Origin of the sequence: Rhodovulum adriaticum, from assembly GCF_004345735.1 — a bacterium.
Taxonomy (GTDB): domain Bacteria; phylum Pseudomonadota; class Alphaproteobacteria; order Rhodobacterales; family Rhodobacteraceae; genus Rhodovulum; species Rhodovulum adriaticum.
This window is the reverse complement of sequence record NZ_SLXL01000021.1, coordinates 1-22,745: the sequence shown is the minus strand read 5'-3', so window position 1 is coordinate 22,745 and position 22,745 is coordinate 1. Positions and strand designations below refer to the sequence as shown.

The window sequence follows — 22,745 nt, the reverse complement described above, 5'->3', positions numbered from 1 at the left end:
AGTTCGGACGGATAGGCGGGGGTGAATCTCTGCTTCGTCATAGGGCTCATCCTTTGAGTGTTTTACTCTCCGGTAAACCCGGGGCGGTTCACACCCTTGCAAATGAAAGGGTTCGCGAGGGATGTGTTGGCGCGTGGCACAGGCCTGTCGGCAAGGCCCGGTCGTTTTTAACATATTGGTATGGCGTGATTTTCGTGCTCTGAGCCCGGCGCGCAGATCAGGCTGAGGATGAGGAGCATTCCGGTCTCACCGGACCCTTCGCCGGTTTCGTGCGTCCCGTTTGCGGTTTCGTGCGTCCCGAGTCCGGTCTCGTGCGTCCCGTTGCCGGTTTCATGCGTCCCAACGCCGGTCTCGTGCGTCCCAGCCCCGGTTTCATGCGTCCCGGTCTCTGTAAGTGCCCGTAACCATTCGCGGAATTTTCCCGGAAACGGTAGAAACGAAGAGAAACAGAGGAACAAGAATTGAAAGGCCGCTGCCGCGCCGCTTTGGTGTTTTTTCTCGGAGAGGGGATGCCGGTGTGCCTGGTACCGGCGGGGCTCAATTTCCGAGGTGAACAGCGTTCAGAGCTATCCCCACGTTTCGACAGGTGGCGGGGGCTGGATTTTCCTGTTCGAAGAAAGAGGAGGCGCCCTCAGACCAGCGCCTGAACTCTTTTTTACTTCCGTCGTCGTCAATCCGACCAATGTAATTCTTGTCCGGCCCAAATCCCTTGCTGGCCGGCAGTCAGGAAACCAGGGGTTTGTCAAAAGGCGTTTGACAAACCGTATGACAAACCGGGAAGGTAGAGGGGCGAACTCGGATGGTGGACGAGAACAAGGGCGGCAGGAAGCGGTCGTATTCGACGGAGCAGGTCGAAACCGCGGTTGAGATTGCCGAGGCTTTGCGGGAAGCCGTGACGGCTCAATCGATTACGCGCATTCTGAAAAGCGAACTGGGCGTGAAGGCGACACCGCGCAAGGAAACGCTGGAGAGCGAAATCCAAACGGTTCTCGATCGTCGAGAGCGGCAGCGCAACGCGCAGATGATTGCGGAACTGCCCGAGGTCCTGCGCGGTACGGTTGCCGAATTCGCCTCTGATGAGGAGGAGCGGTTTCTGCTCGCCGCGGCTACGGCGTATCGCACGCTGACGGACGAAAGCCGGAAGCCGATCGAAAGCGCACATCGTTATATCGCGCTTCTCTAAGAAAAGAACACGAATCTGAAGGCGTCTTGCGACGCACAACTGGACAGGATCGAAGAGATCGAAAAGAGCCTCGTCGCGAAGGATGCGGAACTGAGCGAGAAAAACGCTATGATCGGCGGACTGAATCGGCAGGTGGAGGACCTCGCGAAGATCGCAGATCTGGAACAAGTATTTGACACCTGGGCCGAAAAACGCGGGATGGTCGTTTCGAAGCGCAAAGCTGCCACCGATACACCGTAGCGGTAGGGTCTTTCACGCGTTCGGCTTCCGAAAACAGCCAGCATGATCGGCCCGGGACAGGCGCGTGAGAGCTGTGGTGAAACGCGCGGTGCCTGAGCCTTTTGCCGATTTCCGGACCCCGTCCTTGCGGCGCAGGCGGCGTTCCGGTAGCCGACCCACCCGGCCCTTACAAGGACATGTCCCATGACCGCGCCCGCGCTTGCCCTGGATTTCGGCACCTCGAATTCCGCCGCGGCCCTTCTCGTCGAGGGCAAGGTCCACCGCCTGCCGATCGAGGCGGACGCCGATACCCTGCCCACGGCGGTGTTCCTGCCCTCGGATGGCGGCCCGATGCAGATCGGGCGGGCCGCCGAGGCCGCGCTGATCGGCGGCGAGGACGGGCGCTACATGCGCGCGTTGAAAAGCGTCTTCCCGCCTTCGATGGGTTCAACGAGGTCAACGTCCTCAAGACCCCGCACCACCCTGACTTCCGCCTCGACTGGCAGGAAGAACTGGTCACGGTAGCATTGGCGACGTCCGCTGCGCCGACATTCTTTTCGACCTATCGAAACGGCACCCGGCACTTTGCCGATGGCGGTGTTTGGGCGAACAACCCCGTCATGGTGGCGCTGGTGGATGCCATGAGTTGTTTCAACGTCGACAGGCACAAAATCGAAATCCTGAGCCTTGGCTGTGGCGATCAAGACCTTCGTATGACTGACGACCAAATCAAGCGCGGCGGTATGTTCCACTGGAGAACAATCATCGAGAGCGCGATGCACCTGCAAAGCCAGAACGCCCTCGGGCAGGCCGGACTTTTGATCGGGCGAGACCGCATGCTTCGTCTGACATCCGCCCCGACGCTTGAACCAATCGGTTTAGATGATTTTGTGCGGGCGAGTCGCGAGCTGCCAGCGCAAGCGAAGAGGTTGGTTGAAGAAAACGCTGAACGCCTTGAAGCGTTTTTCGATGCTAAGCGGTTTCAAGCGCCTTTCTATCATGGCAAGCGGAAATAGTAGTACTCGCGGCGTAGATTTTGGCATCATTTTTCTGCCTATAGCTGCGTGGAGCGAGGGGGGGGCTGGTGCCACCCTCTCGCGGTCAACCAGTTCCTACTTTGGTTCTGGAAGCCGCCATTCATCGTGATCGCAGCGAAAGCCAGCTTTCCGCCGCCCCGGTCGAAGATGCCTCTGCCGGCTGCTCCAGGGCGAACGGCGAATAAGGGCTGGCCTACGACATCTGATGGTTTGTGTCAGGTATTCGCAATGCCCCGCGATGTGCGGTGTGTCGGCTGCGTGATTTCGCAGGCGCAGCGAATGGCTGGAATGACGGGCCGCACCGCGGCGGAGCGAGGCGGTGTCAATGGCAGGAGTGGGCCGAGAGCAAACTGCTTAACACTATTGTCAATAGTGTTAAGCATCTGACCCCACCTGGTCGCCCGGACCGGCAGATCAGCAGGGCAGGGGACCTGCTCGGGGGGATTCCCCGTTAACAGTATTCGGATATTCTGTTGACCATGTCCGAAATGCGCCTCCATGACCCGGACCGCCCGTGGCGAAAATCGGACCCAGACGGGGCCGGTGATCTCGGTCGGGAACGGGTCCGGCTTGAAATAGATATAATATGATGCCATATACATATCTAATCTATCTTACCTGCGGATCGCAGAGGAGATGAACATGACCCACGACTTGCAGTTTATCGACGAGAAGACCACGCAGTCCATGCCGCTCGATCTGGCCATGAGTCGTCTGGAGCACGGGGAAGAGCGGCAGGCGCTTCTGGTGAGCTTTACGAACCCGGCGATCCAAGCGGCTGCCATAAAGCTCGTCGGGCTCCTGCAAAAGCAGGCCCCGAACCGCTTGCGCGACCTTAGCGAGGACCGCATCAACGCAATCCTCGACTCTCTCGTCGCCCTCGATCCGCGCGCTGCGGCGGAGGCCCGGATCGACCTGCGGAACGCGGAGAAGCGGAAGGAGTTTCTGGACGAGTTCGCAGTCATCGACTCGGCAAGGGTTCATGAAATCTCCGGTAACAAGGGGAGCAACCCCTCGCAGACGGCCGCGGTATGGCGCAAGGCCAACCGGATCCTGGGGCTGCCCGTGGGACAAAGGACCGTCTATCCGGCCTTCCAGTTCGATGAGGGCGGCAGGCCTTACCCGCTGATGAAGCGCGTCCTAGACGCCCTGCCGGACGATATGACGCCCTGGCAGACGGCGTTCTGGCTGGTCTCACCATCTTCGGCGCTCGATGGCGGTCTTCCGCTCGACGCGATTCGGCGCGGCGACGAGCAGGCTGTTGACGCGGCGCGAAACGAGGCCTCGGAGATCATCGGCTGATGCCGCTCGCTCTTCCCGCCAGCGTCCGGCCGGCGAGCCTCTTCCCCGTCGATCCCGGGACGCGGTTGTTCCGGAACCATCATCGCGACTTAAGCGGGGCCACGTTCAACCCCTGTCGGGGCGGGGCGACGCGGTTCGCCCCGCTCCGGACCCAAGCCGGGGCGTGCATCCCGACCTTCTATGCGGCTACGACCTTTGACGGGGCGGCCTATGAGACCATGTTCCGCGATCCGCCGTCGAAGTATGGCGGCTATCGTCGGCAGCTTCTCGAGGACCGTGGCGTGAGCGTCATCGCCCCTGAGAGGACGCTCCGGCTCGTGGGCCTCTTCACGCCGGAGCTGCGCCGCCTCGGCATCCCCCCTGAAGAGATGTTTCAGGCTCATGAGAGCGTCTACCCGTTCTGTCGGGGCCTGGCCGAAATGGCGTGGCGGGACAATCCGGACGCGGACGGGATCGTCTGGTCTTCGGTCCGCGACAGCGCGGCACGCGCCATGCTGCTCTTCGGGGATCGGCTGGATCCGGCGGATTTTTCCGTGGAGTCGGTCCGGCTGGTAGCGACCGACCCGACCCTGCTCGACGAGCTGAATGAGACCGCCGCCCGTTGCGGTTCCTTCATCGCGCGATAGCCGCGAGGACCGGACCAGGGACACCCGCAGCACGCAGAAGCCGCTCTCCTCGCTGTGGAAGGTGACCCGCTCTACGAGACCGTCATTCCGTGCCACCTCGGCGAGGGAGACCCCGTGCAGAACATGATGACGGATCGCCTGTATCTGTGTGCCTGGGCACCGGATGAAGGCGAATCCGCCCTTAGGAGGCTCGGACACAAGGTCGAGTTGATACTTGGACGTTACGTCTATTTCCTCGATCCTTGGACTCCGGTGAGCGCACATGAACGACTCGAGATGCTGCAGCGGATCCGGGCGCGGCTTTCTGGCGCATCGTGATCCGATCGACGACACCGTTCAAAGCGCGTGCGCGGCGGCGCAAGCAAGTCGAATCTTGGACTTTCGCGCGATTGCGCAGCTGCTTTCCCGCGGTATGCTGCAAGGGCCCGGTCGGCCCAATGCCGCCATCCATTAGGACCCACGGCGCTGCGATGCAGAACAGCGGCAGCAGACCTTGATGTTCTCTAAAAAGCACTCAGCTTTGAACATGCCGGGGCCAATTGCAGTATCGTCCGATGATGTGCAATGTCCGCAGCATGACCGTTGATCCTGCCGCACCACCTATTGTTCGCCCCATCGATATCCTGTCGGGTCTTGGTGTTCTCGAGCGGGCCGAGATGTGCCAGATCATCGCTCTCCTTGAATGCGTCGACGGCCTTTTTCTCGCGAAGGGGGCTGTCGAGGGCATTGGCGCCAAGCTCGGTCTCGCAGCGGATGCTGCCGCCGAACGCCTGCAGGCTGCTCAGAATGACCTTGCGGGGTCGTCTGCCTCGGATGCCGCCCTGCGCTTCCGCCTCTGGTCGAGGCTGACAGAGGCCGTGGCTTTGCCTTCGGTTATCCCGTCCCTGTCGGGGAAGTCCGCCACTCGATCGGCTTCCGCCTTTGCTGTTCGCGCCTCCGAGAGACTGACGCCCTCGATCCGCGCCCGCCACCGGAGGGCCCATCGGAAGGAGTCTGACGGTGGTATTGGCGAACTGGTCGGTGGTGAGGCCGCTGACTACTGGAAGTCGGCGAAAGCTGCCGTCGTCGCGGAGCCGCCTCTGCCATTCCCCCAGATCGTGGCCGAGGAGATGCTGGCGCTCCTCTCGAACGACGAGGTTGTCGAGGCCGCTGCGCAGGAAGCCGATCCCGAAATTGCTGAGGCCCTACGGCAAGGGCAGGCCCGAGCGCGCAATGCACTTGCGGCTGGCGGCGTTTGGGTCGGCGGGGCGGCGGTCGTCGCCAATGCCGGTTTCTTGCCCTACATCCTGGCCGCACAGCTCAGCGCGATCATCCCTCTGGTCAGTGGCCCCACCCTGGTCTCGCTTCTGGCGACACTCATCAACCCCGTGACTGTCTTCGTGGGCATTGCTTCGCTTGGATGGCTTGGGATGGGGCGTGGGTCGCGGGTAGTGCGCAGCCAGATGGCTGCCCGTCTCGGGGTGCTTATGGCGGCACAAGGTACGCAGCGCAGCACAACCGGTCTGGATCAATTCCTCGCAGACATGCGCAAGCTGGACCGGGAACCGACCGGTTCCTTCGATTGGATGCCCGCGAAGGATCGCGCAGACATGCGCCGATGCGTTGCCGAGATCACAGGTCGCCTGGCAGGGCCACTTCCGGCACCAGCAGGACGGCCTCCGGAGCCTTGGTCTTCGAAGAAGATGACCACTGATTTCCCGGATGCGGTCGTCGCATTGGGCCTGACCGCCGGCGAAATGCTCTGGCATGCCGCGGCGCTCGACCTCAACGTCATGAAAGCGGCCGATTTCTCTCGCTCCGAGGATATCGGTGATCCCATGGCCTTTGCCTGTAATGCCGCTGACTTCATGACCGCGGGCGCTGGATGGTCGCTGCGAGGCTACACGGCCGAGCGGCTGGTCATGGACAAGCTGATCGCCGACGGTCACGACGTCCGCCTTGCCGAGGCGAGCAATACACCCGGTCTTGACCTCATCGTCGACGGGATGCCGGTCCAGGTTAAATGCGGGACGGCGCTATCGAACCTGACCGAGCATTTCGAGAAATACCCGGATATCCCGGTGATCGCCAATGCCGCCCTTGCCGAGAAGGCCATGGCAAGCGGTGCGCCATGGGCGCATCTGGTGACGACCCTTCCCGACTTCGAGATTACCATGATCGAACAGCAGATTGCAGAGACACTCGGTCATGCTGCCGACCTGGCTGACCCGGACATCCTGCAATTCGCGCTTTCCGTGGGCGTTCTTCGCGGTGGCATCGAGGTCGCCAGAGGGAGAGTCCCTGTCTCTGACCTGCCTGCCTGGCTCATTCTTGATGGCGCCTCGCGCGGCATGCTCGTCTTCGCAGGCGGCAATGCCGGGGCTTGGTTTGGCCTGGTTGCGATCGGTCCCGCCGGTGCGCTCATCCTTGGTCCAGCGATCGGCGCCGCAGCTCTCCTTGGGAACAACACCCTGAAGGGTTACGCCCAGAAAAAGCTCATGGCAAATTGGAGCTTGGACCTCCAACGAGCCGCAGAAGGCCTCCATGGGAGTATCATTACGGCCTTGGAGCACCGCGTCGCCCGGCTGGAAGAAAGAACTGGCACATTTGCGAGGAATGCGTCGAGATCTGAAATCTATGCTTGGATGGCGCGGCGGGCCCAGGATGATTTGATCGCCGCCCTGGAAGACCGTGCGGGTCTCATCACGTCTCGCCCGAAGGCCGAGGTCGATGCAATCAAGTTGCTGTTCATCGCGCGCGAAATTGCGCCCGCAGATGCTGCTGTTCTGTCGCGGATTCACGAAGTCGAACAGACATTTGCCCGGAAGCCAGGCCTGAAGGCTGCCATGATCGAAGCGGGGCGCCCCGTCGGCGACCTGCTACGACCACGACTGAGTAGGCGTTGGTTCAATCGCCCGCGACCGGAGGAACGTGAAGGCGATTAGCGGTCAGTTGTAGCGAGAGATAGCCGATTTCGTCCGTTCCGGCCCGGCGTTTACGGCCCTCTCCGGACATTCGCACCGCTTGTTCCGGATGGCCGCTCACAGCCGAGGCTGTGTGGAAACTCCTTGGCATGTTAGCCTTTCTGCGAGGCAGACGGGGGCAAGCATGTCGGGTTTCATCGAAGGGATCGACAGGGAGCAGACAACGCTCTTTCCGGAGCGGCTGGAGGACTGGATCGGCGAGGATCACCTGGTTCGAGTTGTGGACGTCTTTGTCGACGAACTTGATCTGGCCGGGCTTGGATTCGCCCGACATGCGCCCGCGCGGACAGGACGGCCCGGGTATCATCCCGCGGTTCTTCTCAAGCTCTTCATCTACGGCTACTTGAACCGCATCCCCTCCAGCCGCCGATTGGAACGCGAGGCCGGACGAAACGTCGAACTGATGTGGCTGACCGGGCGGCTGGTGCCGGATCACAAGACCATCGCCGACTTCCGGCGTGACAACAGTGCCGCCATCGGCAGGACCTGCGCGCGGTTCATCGAGCTCTGCCGCCGGATCGGTACTTTGAAGGGGGCCTGCGTCGCCATCGACGGCAGCAAGTTCAAGGCGGTCAACGGCCGCGACCGCAACTTCACCAAGGACAAGATCGCCAGCCATCTGACGCACCTGGAAGCCGACGTGGCCCGCTACATCGACGAGATGGTGCGGATCGACCGCCAGGAGGCCGGTGAGGCCCGCGCCACGAAGGTGGCCAATCTCGCCAGGCGCTACGGGCGCATCCGACAAGAAATCGCGCGGCTCAAGGCGATGGATGCAGCCCTGGCCAATGCCCCGGACGGCCAGATTTCCCTGACCGATCCGGATGCCCGCGCCATGGCGACCAGCGCCCGCCGGAGTGGCCTGGTCGGCTACAATGTTCAGAGCGCGGTCGACACCGAGACCCACCTGATCGTCGCGCACGAGGTCACCAACAAGGGCTTCGACCGCGACCAGCTGGGGCCGATGGCCAAGGCGGCAAAGGCCGCGCTTGGCCGGGACGACCTGCATGCGATTGCGGACAAGGGCTACTACAGCAGCGCCGAGATCCTCGCGGCCCACAAGGCCGATATCACCGTGACCGTGCCGCGGCCGGAGACCTCGGGCAATCGCTCGAAGGGCAGGTTCGTGAAAGCAGATTTCGAATATGATGCCGACCGTGATGTCTACATCTTGCCCCGCGGGAGAAGACCTGACCTACCGCTACACCAGGGAGGAAGACGGGTTGCAGATGCGCCGTTACTGGACCGGAAACTGTGGCGATTGCCCGGTCCGGAACCGCTGCACCACCGGCAAGGAGCGCCGCATCCGACGCTGGGAGCACGAGCATCTGGTCGAGGAGATGCGAGACCGCCTGGACGATCCCGACGATCTGATGACCCTGAGGCGCTGCACTGTTGAGCATCCCTTCGGCACGATCAAAGGCTGGATGGGTGCGACGCATTTCCTGACAAGAGGAATCACGAACGTCCGCGCTGAGATGGCGCTGAACATCCTCGCCTATAACATCAAGCGGATGGTGGCACTGGTCGGCATCCGCGGCCTGATAGTCGCGATCCCGGGCTGAGGCGACCAATCAAATTACATTTGCGATGTCAGCAAGGACGAACCCGACAAACCCGCCGCCCCTCGGTCTCCAGCCTCCAGTTTCCAAACAGCCTCAGCCGGAAGCAGACTTCTTTGTCATCTGCGGCGGATGCATGGAACCCAGGAAAACTGAACGGAGCGAGCAAGATATCTTAACTTGGTACTTGCCTCGCCAAAACTCTTTGAGCTTAAACTTTCCATATCTCTTCCCGCGCCAGATTCGAGATTCGCTGAGTGTTTTCTCGGATAACTTCTTCATTCAACTTTTCAACGCCTTCAAACAGTTCGGGCAGCTTGTACCCCCTGCTTTCCAAGATGCCCTTCTTTTCCTTGAAGTTATTCGTGGAAAGCATCTCATTTGTTTTCTGGTCAACGAGAATGAGATTCCCGATTTGCCCCAAAACTAAGTGATCTTCATCTGACTTAGAGCTAGATTGTGGAAGAAGGTGCTCGATCGTAAGGTCGTCAGTTTCCCCAATGAATGGCTGACTCTCAAAAATCGCTACCTTTCTAAGGATATATTGAACGAGAGCCTTTTGAGATGAGTGTTTGTTCGTAAAGATTACCTGCTCAAATCCAGCATCAAACTCTGACCCTGAAACCTCTCGCTCTTGTAATTTGGAGACAAGACCAGCAATTATATTCGCGGCTTCACGGCTGTTGCTGCAATCAAATATCTGACGCCCAAACGAAGAATACATTCCCGAAATTCCGCCGGAGGAGCGAGAGGAGGTAACCGCATTAAACGCGAAGTGGAACTTTTCTATGTTCGAAAGCGCATTTCTCAGAGTTTTGTACTTAATGACCTTGTCTCGGTAGGCGCGAACCAAAGAAAGAATACCCGGCGCCGGTTGAACAACTTTGAAAGTTCGAAGTGCTTTAAGTGACCTTGCTGCCTCTTTTTCAGATTTGGTCCAGAGGTATTCCGTGTCAAAAATAGATCGCCACTGTTCAGCATCGGACACAAAACGGTCAAGGTGAGATTTTGCATTCTTTTTGTTGACTCGATCCTTCACTTTCTGGAAGGCTTTTGCCTTCGTGACAAAATCGTAACGAGACTGCCATGAATGAACAATGAAGGTGTCAGCGTCCAGCTGCACTGGAGAGCTTTTGATTGTGTCATGAACCTTTGACCATTTCTCTTTGACTTGATCGACCTCGCTGGCTGGGCGAATGAGTTTGGCGAAATGATTCCTAAGTAGGTCGGCCAAGGCTAAATCCTTGCCGCGCGTGTTCAGAGTCTCAAAAATCAGGTATGCATCATCTTCGTTGTCCAGTGTAACAAGTATCAAGTTAAGGTCGAAAACAGTATCGCGTAGCTTAGAAAGCCAAGCAATCGCATCATTTTGATTGTCGTCTGCGGTTTGTTCTTTGTTTTCAAGATACCCAGATACTTCTTCAGCTATGTTTGATTTGAATATTTCATAGGCCTTCTGGATGGCTTCTTCTTCTCTTCCAATATTGAAGGGAACCTCGGCGGCATCGCTTTTTAGAATTTCCTCTTGAAGAAATGGAAAAGAGGACTCCGTCTTCAGGATATAAACTGTCTTGTTTTCGCGGTCTTTTTGCTCAATATAAGCTTGCAGACCTTCGGCCAAATCAGGGCGGCCAATATCTTTGAACGCTTCGCGAATTGCGCAAAGCAGAATTGTAATGGTGGTCAGGCGTTGTTGCCCGTCCACAACAGCTAAAGTTGAGCGCTCAACCTTGTAAACGACCATAGCCCCAATGAAATATGGCTCAGCCATGTTCTCAATAATATCAAACCAGAAGGCTGTGATGTGATCTGGCTCCCACGAATATTCTCTCTGAAAGCGCGGAATGAGGAATATATTTCCCTTCAATAGCTCGTCTATTCGTTTGTCTTGGGATTCAATTTTCATTTTCGGCTGCTTACTGTTGCTGGTAAGCGATACTCTATCGGCGAGTTTTCGTGTTCGCAACGTTTGGCTGCAACCGTCAGCTTATTCAATCAAGACCGGGCTATCGCAGCCAGCAGAGGGCCGGTCACTGCCATGGGGCCACGCTCGGGCTCGGAACTTTGCAAAGCCCGCTCTCTGCGCATTGCTGACCTCTGCGCATGGCGCAGCGAATGACTGGTTTCCGCCCCCCCCGGTCGAAGATGCCTCTGCCGGCTGCTCCAGGGCGAACGGCGAATAAGGGCTGGCCTACGACATCTGATGGTTTGTGTCAGGTATTAGCAATGCCCCGCGATGTGCGGTGTGTCGGCTGCGTGATTTCGCAGGCGCAGCGAATGGCTGGAATGACGGGCCGCACCGCGGCGGAGCGAGGCGGTGTCAATGGCAGGAGTGGGCCGACCTGGCGTTTTCGCCTGATCCACACCACCCGGTCCACCATGGTCGCTTTCTGCGCATTCCAGCCATTCGGTCGCGTCGCGGCTTTCGCCTGAAGCTGCCTGTCTGCCGGCTGCAGCAGTACAGCACGACGTGCTGGGGAACCGCTCCTCAGCCCGGCAACTGAGGCTGTTCCAGCATCTCGTCATTGCCATCCGATTTCATCATATCGGCGATCAGATGCTCCACCGTTTCGTTAAAATAGGCGGTGAGTTCCCGGTGCAGGGTTCGGAACTCTTCGGCCACCGTGCGCTCGAAACTCGCCTGGCGCACCCGGACCATCACCGTTGTCCGCCGTTGACGTGGGTAGCGGTAGGGACGGATCCCGTGCTTGCGGCACAGCGCCACGAAGATACGAACCGACCAGACATCCGGCAGGGAGTATTGCAATTCGATCTCGGGCTCGCCGCCATCGTTGGCATCCAACGAAAGCTTTGCCTGCAAGCGGTCGCGCGCTGCGCCCGCCGCTGCCCGTTCCCCCGCGGTCGCACCGCGCGCGAACAGCGCCTCGAGCTTTGCCAGCTTTTCGCGGATATCCCTGTCATCGCTCATGAGGCCCCCCGGTTTTGCTGACCCCATCAACGCGACGGGGCCCTTGAGGTCAAGCCGCGCCGGGGGGCGGATGCCGGAAAGGTCGGGTCTTCATCCCCATCTTTCCCCGTGCCATGCTGGGGACGCGGCAGAGGAGGTGTCACATGGCGCGCAAGCCAACCCACAAATGGGCGTTCCGGCCCGGCATGCGCGCGGGCGCCTTTGGCTGGCGCGGCTCGGCGAAGGCCGCGGAGCGCCTGAAATCGGCGAGCGCGGAGATCATGGCGCTGCGCCGCACCGACCCGGTCACCGCGGCCGAAGGCGTGGTTGTGCTGGCCGAACGGATCTGGCCTGCCTTCGAGCAGATCGACACGTCCTCCGGCGCCCTCGGCACGGCGGTGCGCCGGACCCTCGACAAGCTTCTGCCGGTCCTGATTGATGCCCCCGCCGATGAGAAGACCCGCGCCAAATGGCTCGAACGGCTGCGCACTGCGATCCTCGACGATGGCGTGGACTATCTCGCCCCGGTCGCAGACCGGTTCGGCGAAATCGCCACCTTTCCGGCACTGATGAACGCGCATGCGGACCGCGACCTCGATCTGATCCACTTTGCGTGGTCGGATCACGCGCGCTATTCCCACATCCCGACCGCCACCCTCACGCTCTCCTGCCTGCTCGAGGCCGGGAGATATGACGATCTGCTGGCGCTTCTCGCCGTGAAGAAGACGCGGCTGTGGTTCGATGAAAAGTTCGGGGCCGAAGCCTTGCGGCGTCAGGGGCGTGAAGACGAAGCGCTGGCCCGCGCCGAGGCGCTGTTGGCGGGCGATCGACAGCCTTGGGGCCATGGTGACATCGCGCGATTCTGTGAGGACATCCTCGTCTGGCAGGGCAAGCCGGACGAGGCCTATCGCCGCTTCGGCCTGCCCTCCGCCACCGGCAACACCTGGCTCGCCATGTGGCGCGATCTGGTGAAACGCTACCCCGAGCGCGATGGCCGCGCGGTCCTGGAAGACCTGATTGCGCTGCATGGGCGGAAGGGCAAATGGTTCGCCGCGGCCAAGACGGCCGGATATCTGGATATCGCCCTCGACTGCGCCGCGGATTTCGAGGCAGCCCCTGCGACCCTTCTCCGCGCCGCGCGGGATTTCACCGAGAAGGAGCCCGCCTTTGCCGCGCAGGTGGCGCTGCACGCCATCACCCATCTGCTCGCCGATCGTGGGTTCGAGACAAGCCCGCTCGATATCGACGAGGCGGTGTCACACCTCATTGCGGCCAGCCGACGTATCGACCGATCGGCCTGGGCCCTCGGAGAACTGCACCGCCTTGCGCAACGGAAAAACCAGAACGATCTCTTGACCCAACGCCTTTGCTCGACACTTGCGGACCTCGAGACTGGCGCCCGCGATGTTGGCATCTGAGGTAAGGACGGCCCGTTCCAGCCATTGACCACCGCCTCGCTCCGCCGCGGCGCGGCCCGTCATTCCAGCCATTCGCTGCATACGCATTCTTGGCGGGAGGCGAGCGGCTGGAGTGCGGGACGGAGCGAACTTTCGCTGCTGCTGCGCGAACGACCGCTCCGCAGTGTTCAGGCAGCTAGGCCACTCTTCGTAGCACAACAGGCCATTCGATCTCATAAGCAGCAATACCTGCATGCAGAGCGGCGTCTCGAACCGCTACCGATATGCGTTCCGCAATGAGCGCACCTTCCAGTTTTCCGAACGCAAATTCGTCTTTCTGACCAAGAGCTAAAAGGTATTCCTCGACCTGCCGCACAGCATCCAAATTTGCCTCAGCCCGTTTGATCTCGATCACCAGCCAGTCGCCCGATCTCGGATCTTTCGCCAGCACATCAATCCGGCGGGAATTTAGTCCGCCATCTACAGGGTACTCATCCTGCACAATGACGTGGCTTGTGGCGAATGGTGTTTCTCCCCAATGCTTCAAGATCGCTCCCTGAATTTCGTATTCTGTCGCAAATCCAGAGTGGTTGCGCTCGACTCGGCCAAGATCGAGAACCCTATGGTCAAAATCGCACAAGGCACTAAGGGTTGGCAAAACATGCTCGCGGGCGACAACAAGATGCCCCGCCCCCTTGTTGCGCTTTTCAAACGTGAATGGCAGCCCGCGCGTTATGAACTGTTCGTGATACTTCCCATTGAACACCCCATGCCCGAAATCACCGCTCTTCGGTCGGATCGTGTCTATAGCCATAGACCATTGCTGATGTTCAGACGGCGAGAACGCCAGATATACGACGCCACGCCGGTTCGGCCAGCGCGCATTACGGCGCGGATGGTCGTTGCGGATCATCCAACATAGACCCGCCTCAATCGCCACTTTGACGAGCTCAACGACCGGTACAGACAAGCACCAATTGCGTGCAACGTAGGCCTCTCCACCTTGCTGCACCAATAGCCCGTCCTCAATCTCTTCCAAAATGATTTCATTTGGCAACTCGAGTCCACTCACAAGGCCTCACTGGTGTTTGGGCAAAAGCCCCGTTTGATTTCGATCATTTTTAGTTCACGCTGTGGAGCCGGACGTTCGCACCGATTGCAGCATCAGTCAATTTGGGCTCGGAGCCGACCTCTGTTGCGTCGCAGCATACCCCGATCGCCGGCACCTCGCAGCGGCGAGGAACGGCCCTAACTGGACATTCGCCCCCACACTGCCAATGTCCGATCCCAAAGGAGTTCGGGTGCTCGGCAGGACACAAACTGGCTGGTCGGAATCGGTGTATCAAGAACGACTCCAAAGGTGCGCCGCACAGTTGAAGATCTTGGATCATACCGTGGCATCATTAGATGACTGCCCAAAAAGGAAATTATGAGGTTTCGATGTCATTACTCTCCGGCGATCCCCTGACACAGCTCGCTTTCTCGGTCTACGAGAACAAGGGTGTCTATGCCTTGCTTGTCGGCTCCGGGCTTTCTCGCGCCGCTGATATTCCGACTGGCTGGGAGATCACGCTTGATCTTGTTCGCCGCGTTGCCGCAGCCCAAGGCGTCGAAGATCAGGACGACTGGCAGGCCTGGTATCAGGAAACCACCGACAAGGACCCGAGTTATTCCGAGCTTGTTGGCGAACTCGGCCTTTCCCGTGATGAGAGGCGTTCCATCCTGCACAGTTACATCGAGCCGGATGACGATGACCGGGAGGAAGGTCGCAAGCTTCCGACCCGCGCGCATCACGCCATAGCCCGGCTTGTGCGCGAAGGTTATATCCGCGTCATCATCACTACCAACTTTGATCGCCTCCTGGAAAATGCGCTGCGGGAGCAGGGGATTGAGCCCACGGTTGTCGCATCAGTAGACGCGCTGCAGGGTGCGGAGCCGCTAACCCATACAAGCTGCTATTTGTTCAAACTCCACGGCGACTACAAAGACGCCCGAATTCTAAATACTGACGAAGAGCTCACGGCATACCCTCCGGAATATGATGGGCTGCTGGACCGGATCATCGATGAACACGGTCTTGTCGTTTGCGGCTGGTCCGGTGAGTGGGATCATGCGCTGCGCGCATCAATCTTGCGCGCTCCGGCAAGGCGCTATCCGCTCTTCTGGGCAACACGCGGCGGTAGACTTGGCGACGGGGCGCAGGAGATTGCCGATCACCGTGATGCGCGCATCATCCCCATTGATGATGCCGACCGCTTCTTTACAGGGCTGGAGCAGCGTGTGGAGACACTGGCGCGAACGCACCGCCAGAATCCTGTCAGCGTTGATCTTCTGGTTAATGCGGCCAAACGCTATCTCGCCAAACCGGAACAGCGCATTCAGCTCGATGAGCTCTTCACAACCGAGACCCGGAACCTCATCGAAAAAATCGAGGCAGCGGGACTCGCGCCGCAGGGACAGTTCAGCGCGGATGAGTTCCAGCGCCGCATTGCCCTTTACGAGTCGTTCGCCGAGCCGCTGGCGCGTATGGCAGGCGTTCTCGGTCGATGGGGCGATGGCAGTGAATTTTCACTGATCGGTGACGTGATCAAAGGCCTATGCGCCCATGCCGACCGTGAGGGTGCGGGGCTGAAAGTCTGGCTTGTAATCAGAACCTATCCGGCTGTGCTGGCAATGACCGGCTATGGCTTGGGCCTTGTCAGAGCCGGGCGGTGGCGGGAGCTGCACCGGCTGTTCAGCCTGCCGGTCAACAAACGCCATGACCCTGAAACCAAGCGCGCTGTCCAGCGCCTGTTCCTGTGGGCTTGGGAAGGCGGCAACAACGACTACTGGAAGCAACTGGAAGGCCTCGATGATCGCAAGACTGCTCTCAGTGACCATTTGTGCGATCTGTTTGCCGCGTGGAGCAAGTCCTTCGTTGGCGTGCTGCCGGATTTTGAGCGATTATATGAAAGCTGGGAAATCCTCGGCAGCTTGACGCATCTGGAGTGTGCCGAGAAAGACGAGCTTGATGCTGCCTTAGCCGAAGAGCCGCGCAACGGCTGGATATGGTGTCCGGTTGGCCGCAGTGGTTGGCACCATGACATGCGCCAGCAAATCCTCGAGGACTTTCTAAACGATGCGACAAAGCGGGAAATCTTGGAGGCTGGGTTTGCCAAGGGTGATGAAGAGTTTCTCCAAAAGGCAGTCGAAAACTATCGGCGGCTTGCGAGTAGGATGGAGTTCTGACCGATCCGGTTCTGGCGGGCACCTGAACGCTTAGAGTGTGCGTATTACCCGATGGAGTGTCGTGATACGAATGCCTGGTTGGTCGAAGAACCATAGCAGACTTTCATACGAAACGCGGCGAAGGTCTGTTTCCCGCCCATCTTGCGCGCACCTCTGGCCAGTTGCGGGGGCGCTTGTGACCTGGATGTTACTCTTGCCCAACCCTGCTCCAGAAACTCGCCTTTCTGGGATGGTCTCGGCGCAGTGCTTCCAGGAACGCCGCATGGTCCGGGTGTCCTTGATAATCGCAGATGTCCTGGTCGGCGGCTGCGCATTCCATCAGGTGCCGTGCCGCATGGCCGTAGCGTTTCGAGCGGCCCTTCTCGAGGGCGAAAAGGATCATCGCCCGGCGAGCGAGGGTGGCGGCCAGCGGATGCTCGGCCTGCAGGGCATCGGCGGCCGGGGCCAGCACCTCGTATCGGTCGCCATCCAGATCGGCGGCCCGCGCCTCGATCAGCCCTGCGGCTTCGGCATGGTCGGGCCAATCGAGGAAGAAACACAGCGCCAGCATCCAGTCGGCATGGGACCGGGCAACCGCCTTGGCGCGGTCTTCGGCCTCGATATCCTCGAAATCCGGTAGCGCCTTGAAGTGGCGCCGCAGGCTGTCGGCATTCAGGGTCTGGCAGAAATCCTCCCACAGGAAGGCCTGCAACGCGGTATCGCGGCCAAGGGCCGCCAGGCAGTCGGCATAGGCCGCATCGAGCGGTGACGGACCGAACCAGGGATCATGCCCGCGGTTTCGGGCGCGCGCGTTTTCGACGATCCGAAGCGCCTCTTCCGCGCGGTCGGCGGCCAGAAGGCGCGCGGCGACATCGGGCGCGATCGTGTGATAGGTCAGCTGCTCGGGGCTGTAGCGGGCCATGTAGGCATCGACATCGCCCTGCAGGTCGGCCACGTCCTGCAGGATCATGGACGCGGTTCGATTGCGCCCCTCCAGCGCCAGGCTGCTGCGGCGCGCCTCATCCGTGACGAAATCGTATCGGGCCAGATCGGCGTCGGTCAGCGGCGCGGCCTCGGCGGCTTTCGCCAGCGTCTTCAACCGCTCCAGCCCAGAGGGCCCGAGCGCTTCGGCCAGCGCCGGAATTGCGCCGTCGAATTCGCCGTACCCGTTGTCCTGCAGCGCCTCGAACACACGATCCGCCAGCCCCTCGGGGTCGAGATCGAGGCGCGGGGCCAGATCGCCGATTGCCGCCATGGCATCATCCATGACGCCGCCGATCACCCCGTTGCTGTCATCGGTGCGCTCGTGGATGTTCGGGGCAAGCAGGAGAAAGGCCCAGAGCAGCTCGAACGCCTCTCCCGGGGCATCGGGGGCGATCCGGGTGGTGATCAGATCGACGAGATCGGACAATTCCCGGGCAAAGGCCTTCTGCTTTTGCCACGAGATGAACCCGCTTGCCCGTCGGAGCTGGGCAAACCGCTTGCGGATGTCCCGGGCGACATCCATGGGCCCGGCGCGCGCGCTCAGTTCCAGCCGCAGACGCTGCTGAAGGGCGCGGTTGCCCCGTGTCACCTCCAGCAACAGATCGGCCAGCGCCTCGGCGCCGAGGGCCGCTAGGTTTTCCCTGTTAAGCGTCTTTTTCGCCAATGTGGCCGCCCCCGTCTCTGTGGTCGGTGATGCCGCAGGTGGCGGTGGTCTTGCAAGCCCGGCGGACGGAATGGGGGCGGTTTCGCAAGGTCCGGATGGATGAACCGTGGATTCATGACGAGAAAGCTTTTCCGGCTGAATTCAATCGTTCCATATCCTCCATATGACGGACGGGCATGAAAATGCCGTTGGGGACCGTACGATGAGCGAAGAGAAAGGAGGCAGTGCGAAACCCAGCACGACTGGACGCTCGTGACCATTGTTGCCCGCCACCGAAAACGCAGCGCGCTGCGGGGACCTGATCATTCCCCGAAGGTGGTGGAACCCGCTTGAGCAGAAGCGACAAGGTGCATCCCGGACGAGTTCCCATGACGTCTGTCAAAGAAGGCTGTCCTTGGCGGTCTTCGACGTCCCGGCCACCGACGGGAGACGACCACGAGCGCGGTGGCGCTCGTGCCATTTTCAAAGGAAACGCCGCGACGCTGAAATCGGCAACTGGAAAGCCCAACAAGACAGGATCGCACAGAACGGCGCCCACCATGGCGACGACCTGTCTTGCGGCAGCGCTGAGCGACTGGCGGTCGCGTCGACTTAAGAGTGGCCCTGAAAAAAGGGGCAGGTCACGGCCGGCGAAGATCGACGCGCTGCCCGTCCCGGTCCCAACCTCCGAACGCGTGGTCCCAACCTTCGAGGGGGGTGGGGCAGCCCTTTATTTCTTTACTCCAATGACTTGACCGGATTTGGTCCCAACCTCGGTGTCCCCAACGGGGTCCTTCTCTTTTCGTATAGAAGAACATGCTCCCGACCTTTTTTGTTCTCCCACATGAATGTGTAGCAAAAGGTTGGGACCACAGGGTTAGGTTGGGGACGCCGTTGTTTTTGAACGGCTTTTCGTGTCCCCAACCTCCTCGGGAGGTTGGGGCAGGGTTGGGACAGGGTTGGGACCACCGGGGGGTTGGGACAGGCGCGCGACGAGCCGGCAAGCAGGAGCACTACTGCCCGCGAGGCAAATCGCAGCTTTCCGAAAAAGGCGCCCCGAAACTTCCGAAATCTAGTCACAGTCAATTCCGAATCTTCTGTCCGTCTAATTCCGATGTTCGGAAGGCAGACCGACCCGAGTGCTCGTAGGTTTGTGGCATCCACGCAAGGAGATGCACATGACCCGCAATTCTCGGCCTCAACTGTCCTTCCATGGCGAAACGCGGTGCCAGCAGAGGGGTATACGAATGGCGTTGATCGATGCACTCGTGACCCATCACGACGTGGACCGAGAGATCGGAGACGGCTGTCGAGCGCTGCGCCTCAGTCGCCGTTCTGCTCTATCCCGAGACCTGGACGGTATCGATCGGCAGCATGTCGATCGCCTTGCCCGGCTCACCGTAATCTGGAGCGACACCAGAAATCAGGTCGTCACCGCGTTTCAGGATCCCGGCGGAAGCATTGCCCGACGTTACCGCGGCCAGAACTGAGCAGGAGACCTCTAGAATGACCAACGTCTATCATCTTCCGACAGCCAGATCGAAGCCGATCAACAAGACCGACGGCCTCGAAGGCAAGGCACGGCGGGCAGAGCGACTGCGCAGAGCGCTGGCGAACAAGGTGGTCTTCAACCAGGATGATCAACTTCGCGCTGCCGCAAATACGCATCGTCTCCTGGGCGAATTGGAGTCGGAGTTCAGCGTGAAGCGCTGCATCGTCGCCCGAGAAGCCGGTCTTGGGGGGAATGGCGACACGGATTCTACCAAGCGCCTCGACACCTACACCCTCCCGAACGACGCCAACGACAAGCGGCGCGGCAGGATCGCCAAAAAACCGGACAAGTATTTTGAGTTCGCGAAGGTAATCGCGAACCATCGGGGCGAAGCCGACGACCTGATCCTTTGCCGCCTTTTCGAGGGGTGCAGCTACGGCTCCGACATCGAGATCATCGACGACTGGGAGAACCGGAGCTGGACGATGCTGGCGGAGCAAATCCACCAGATGGCTGAGGCGGTGATCTCAGATGTAAATCTCCCAGACTACTGGCGTAGGGTCGCAGGGATTTTCGAGGTTCGCTACGACGTTCGCAAGGGGGCCTTCGCGAACGAATGGACCAATTCGTCGTTGTTTGAGCTCAAAGAAGGGCTTGCGGACAACGTGATCTGCTCAGATGAGATCCCGCCGGTACCATCGACGTTTCTCGCCCGTCGATTGCAAGCCGATCCTGTTTCGGGCGCGCTTTCAGCGACCGATGGTACCGAGATCCCCGTGACCTTCCGCCTTTGGCTTGAAATCCGTCTGGCCCTCGGACCAGTAAACGGCCTGAGCCGCATAGGACCGCTTCTCGAGTTCCGTACCGTTCTTGATGCTTTGGACGAGAACAACAGCCTCGTTACTTTCGACAATCCGTACACTGATGGCTCGGATATCATTAGGGTCGCACGAAGAGACGGCGTGGAGATCGCCCTAAATAACCTGTATTTGTCGCCATTTGACGACGGTAGCGTGCAATACCGAAATTCTCCGGAGCCAGAATACAGGCCTAGTATCGAGTGGTCCGACGAGTTTTCCTACGAGCATTCCTATTTTGCATGGAGGGATGTGAGTCCGGCGCTCTTGCGCGAGATATTCGGCGACGAGAGCCACCAATATGAGGTGAGCGAGCGGTTGTTGGGCGAGTACCGAGCCAACCTTCCGCCGGTGCGCTTCGGTGAGGGCACACCGGGTGCAGCACTCCAAGTCGAATTGCTGCAAGGCGCTCTTGAGACCGCGCTGATTGAAGAGTGCCAAAGGCTTATCGACGACTTCGAGCGGTACCGTTTCGATTTCGAAGCGCGCGTGCGCGCTGCGGAAGCCGCCGCTCAGGCACGCTGGCGAACTCGCACCAAACGAACCCGACCCTCCGAAAACTGACGTCATGGTTGGCGTCGCCACTTCCAGACAGTGAAACAGGACTTCTGAAGATGAACGAGATCCCTAGACGTATCCGCGAGGCGGAAATCGACGCTCTCATCGAGCGGCTCCTGCGGCATAATTCTTCAGCAGTCGGGCGCTTCCTCGCCGCTGCCATACCCGACGATCTGCGCGCTCCCGTTCGCAGCATTGCCCGCCAAACACGTCATCGCGGGAGTACGGGTACGATCGACCTCGAGATTGTCCTGCGAAACGGCCTACACCTCCTCGTCGAGAACAAGGTCGATGCGGGCTGGAGCGTTACCGGTGAAGGCGAGCCGCAGCCGGAGCGCTACCGCGGGTCCGTCAGTGCGCTCCTCGCCGAGGGTGTTCCGGCTTTCGCGGTGCTTGTCGCACCACTGCTCTATCTCTCCGGCTCGCGCCATGCCGCCGCGTTCCACGGGAGAGTGGCCTACGAGACGCTTGCCGAGGGCCTCGGAGGTTCGGAGGAACGGCTCCTCAGAGCAGCGATCCTGCAAGCGGAAACACCCTACGAGCCGGTCCCCAACGCGCTTTCCGGCCAGTTCTTCTACCATTTCGAAGAGTTGGTGCGGAGCGAGTTCCCCCGGCTCGTCCTTAAGCGCAATCCGAATGGCGGCGACACCCGTCCCACGGCGTCGCGCACCTTCTACTTCGAGGCGAAGCGAATGCTTAGCGATCATCCGGGCGTTCCACTGCCGCGGATCTCCCTGCAGGCGTGGGATTCGAACGCGCCGTCTGCTTCGGCAAAGCTGATGATCGGCGGTTGGGGAAGGCTCGCCGGATGCGCACCCGCCCCCGACAGCTTGACTGCAATCGGCGCCTATCTGCGTCCAGCAGGCCGGTCACTGGGCATCGTCATGGATACGCCACGGCTCGACACCCAGGCGCCGTTCGAAGCTCAGCGCGAGGCCGTACGGGAAGGTCTGCAGGCGCTCGGGCGCCTTCAGACGTGGTGGAACGACACAGGTGCCGACATGGCAAGCTGGCATGTGAAGGCACGGGAGCGGAAGTCATGATCATCGAAAGACTGATCGCGGGACTCCCCGATCGTAGCAGGCCCCAACTCGCAAGCATGCGGATCAAGGGCATCGAGCGGCGCAAAGTCGCGCCGAACGACAAAGAAATCCAGCACTTCATAAACGCGATCGACGAGGAATTCCTTCGAAGGGAGGCGCCGCCGAAATCCGGCTGGACAAGCGGCGCGCAGGGCGATCCGCGGTACCTCATGTCTGAAGGCCAGCGGGTCGGTGTCGTGCAGCGCATGGAGACGCACCGACATTCGAATGGCGACGTCTATCTCGCCGAGGTACTGGGTCAGCCCCTTCCGGAGCAGTTCCGTCACGTCGACGACGCCCGCCATGCTGTCGACAACGCCTTCGCTGCGCTCTTGAAGACGGGATCAGACCCATCGGATTGAAGCAAACGGCGCATGTGGTCTTTCCTCGCCATCTTCGTGCTTGTCGTCATCGGGGCTGCGCTCCTGATCCACCCAGGCGTCGGCCGGGTGTTGAGCTTGATGATGGCATGGTCGGCTTTCCTGCTTTTCGCATTCCTCGTCAGCATCGTGATCTGGCTAGCGATCGGAGCGCCCGGCTGAGACGAACGGTGACCTGCCCCCCCCCCCGCTGGTCCCTCTGGACCTGTCGCGGTTTGATGCCGCTCCTCGATTGTTTGGCTTCGGTCAGGTGAACCGCCCCGGGTTTACCGGAGAGTAAAACACTCAAAGGATGAGCCCTATGACGAAGCAGAGATTCACCCCCGCCTATCCGTCCGAACTGCG

The 22,745-nt window shown here is 60.2% G+C and carries 19 protein-coding genes and 2 pseudogenes; 17 read left to right on the top strand and 4 right to left on the bottom strand.

What is annotated here, in order from left to right:
- Positions 1-799 precede the first annotated feature (799 nt).
- The 10 genes and pseudogenes from EV656_RS16000 to EV656_RS15970 all read left to right on the top strand — a co-directional run bounded on the left by EV656_RS16000 (position 800) and on the right by EV656_RS15970 (position 8,895).
- Positions 800-1,183, top strand: coding sequence for a hypothetical protein (locus EV656_RS16000; protein ID WP_132605727.1), 384 nt, complete (start codon positions 800-802; stop codon positions 1,181-1,183).
- A gap of 108 nt (positions 1,184-1,291) precedes the next feature.
- Positions 1,292-1,423 (top strand): hypothetical protein, encoded by a 132-nt coding sequence (locus EV656_RS16905; RefSeq protein WP_274610557.1) that lies wholly within the window; start codon positions 1,292-1,294, stop codon positions 1,421-1,423.
- 183 nt (positions 1,424-1,606) lie between these two features.
- The gene (locus tag EV656_RS16655; protein WP_425057192.1) at positions 1,607-1,927 is read left to right on the top strand and encodes a hypothetical protein; all 321 of its coding nucleotides are present in this window, start codon (positions 1,607-1,609) and stop codon (positions 1,925-1,927) included.
- A gap of 2 nt (positions 1,928-1,929) precedes the next feature.
- Positions 1,930-1,974, top strand: a pseudogene (locus EV656_RS16975) (hypothetical protein); the annotation flags it as partial.
- A 48-nt stretch (positions 1,975-2,022) separates the two neighbouring features.
- Positions 2,023-2,418 (top strand): patatin-like phospholipase domain-containing protein, encoded by a 396-nt coding sequence (locus tag EV656_RS16650; protein WP_243695717.1) that lies wholly within the window; start codon positions 2,023-2,025, stop codon positions 2,416-2,418.
- A gap of 663 nt (positions 2,419-3,081) precedes the next feature.
- Positions 3,082-3,741, top strand: a complete 660-nt coding sequence (locus EV656_RS15990; RefSeq protein WP_132605723.1) for a hypothetical protein — start codon at positions 3,082-3,084, stop codon at positions 3,739-3,741.
- Positions 3,741-4,367: an RES family NAD+ phosphorylase gene (locus EV656_RS15985; protein ID WP_132605721.1), complete on the top strand. Its 627-nt coding sequence runs from the start codon at positions 3,741-3,743 to the stop codon at positions 4,365-4,367. Before EV656_RS15990 ends, EV656_RS15985 begins: the two co-directional genes overlap by 1 nt.
- A gap of 114 nt (positions 4,368-4,481) precedes the next feature.
- The gene (locus EV656_RS15980) at positions 4,482-4,685 is read left to right on the top strand and encodes a hypothetical protein (RefSeq protein ID WP_132605719.1); all 204 of its coding nucleotides are present in this window, start codon (positions 4,482-4,484) and stop codon (positions 4,683-4,685) included.
- Between the two features lie 257 nt (positions 4,686-4,942).
- Positions 4,943-7,291 (top strand): hypothetical protein, encoded by a 2,349-nt coding sequence (locus EV656_RS15975; RefSeq protein ID WP_132605717.1) that lies wholly within the window; start codon positions 4,943-4,945, stop codon positions 7,289-7,291.
- A 163-nt stretch (positions 7,292-7,454) separates the two neighbouring features.
- Positions 7,455-8,895: pseudogene (locus tag EV656_RS15970) on the top strand (IS1182 family transposase).
- Between the two features lie 208 nt (positions 8,896-9,103).
- Here the strand turns inward: EV656_RS15970 and EV656_RS15965 are convergent.
- Positions 9,104-10,798 (bottom strand): DUF262 domain-containing protein, encoded by a 1,695-nt coding sequence (locus tag EV656_RS15965; protein ID WP_132605715.1) that lies wholly within the window; start codon positions 10,796-10,798, stop codon positions 9,104-9,106.
- 582 nt (positions 10,799-11,380) lie between these two features.
- Complete coding sequence (locus tag EV656_RS15960; RefSeq protein WP_132605713.1) at positions 11,381-11,821, bottom strand: hypothetical protein; 441 nt, start codon at positions 11,819-11,821, stop codon at positions 11,381-11,383.
- Between the two features lie 143 nt (positions 11,822-11,964).
- On the opposite strand from EV656_RS15960, the gene EV656_RS15955 reads away from it, so the two are divergent.
- Complete coding sequence (locus EV656_RS15955) at positions 11,965-13,218, top strand: hypothetical protein (RefSeq protein WP_132605711.1); 1,254 nt, start codon at positions 11,965-11,967, stop codon at positions 13,216-13,218.
- Positions 13,219-13,393: 175 nt separating this feature from the next.
- Here EV656_RS15955 and EV656_RS15950 read toward each other — a convergent pair whose 3' ends face one another.
- On the bottom strand, positions 13,394-14,269 hold the full coding sequence (locus tag EV656_RS15950) for an endonuclease NucS domain-containing protein (protein ID WP_132605709.1): 876 nt from the start codon (positions 14,267-14,269) through the stop codon (positions 13,394-13,396).
- A gap of 335 nt (positions 14,270-14,604) precedes the next feature.
- Between EV656_RS15950 and EV656_RS15945 the strand changes: the two genes are divergently transcribed.
- Complete coding sequence (locus EV656_RS15945; protein ID WP_200276774.1) at positions 14,605-16,425, top strand: SIR2 family protein; 1,821 nt, start codon at positions 14,605-14,607, stop codon at positions 16,423-16,425.
- A 187-nt stretch (positions 16,426-16,612) separates the two neighbouring features.
- Here the strand turns inward: EV656_RS15945 and EV656_RS15940 are convergent, their stop codons facing one another.
- Positions 16,613-18,052, bottom strand: a complete 1,440-nt coding sequence (locus EV656_RS15940) for a DUF6880 family protein (protein ID WP_132605707.1) — start codon at positions 18,050-18,052, stop codon at positions 16,613-16,615.
- A gap of 1,226 nt (positions 18,053-19,278) precedes the next feature.
- Between EV656_RS15940 and EV656_RS15935 the strand changes: the two genes are divergently transcribed.
- Genes EV656_RS15935 through EV656_RS16645 form a run of 5 tightly spaced genes read left to right on the top strand, consistent with a single transcriptional unit; the run spans position 19,279 to position 22,562 of the window.
- A complete protein-coding gene (locus EV656_RS15935; RefSeq protein ID WP_132605705.1) occupies positions 19,279-19,521 on the top strand; it encodes a hypothetical protein in 243 nt (80 codons plus the stop codon).
- A 16-nt stretch (positions 19,522-19,537) separates the two neighbouring features.
- Positions 19,538-20,944: a hypothetical protein gene (locus EV656_RS15930; protein WP_132605703.1), complete on the top strand. Its 1,407-nt coding sequence runs from the start codon at positions 19,538-19,540 to the stop codon at positions 20,942-20,944.
- Between the two features lie 50 nt (positions 20,945-20,994).
- Positions 20,995-21,981, top strand: a complete 987-nt coding sequence (locus EV656_RS15925; RefSeq protein WP_132605701.1) for a PDDEXK-like family protein — start codon at positions 20,995-20,997, stop codon at positions 21,979-21,981.
- The gene (locus EV656_RS15920; RefSeq protein ID WP_132605699.1) at positions 21,978-22,382 is read left to right on the top strand and encodes a hypothetical protein; all 405 of its coding nucleotides are present in this window, start codon (positions 21,978-21,980) and stop codon (positions 22,380-22,382) included. Before EV656_RS15925 ends, EV656_RS15920 begins: the two co-directional genes overlap by 4 nt.
- A gap of 12 nt (positions 22,383-22,394) precedes the next feature.
- Positions 22,395-22,562: a hypothetical protein gene (locus tag EV656_RS16645; protein WP_165919026.1), complete on the top strand. Its 168-nt coding sequence runs from the start codon at positions 22,395-22,397 to the stop codon at positions 22,560-22,562.
- The last annotated feature ends 183 nt before the right edge of the window (positions 22,563-22,745 follow it).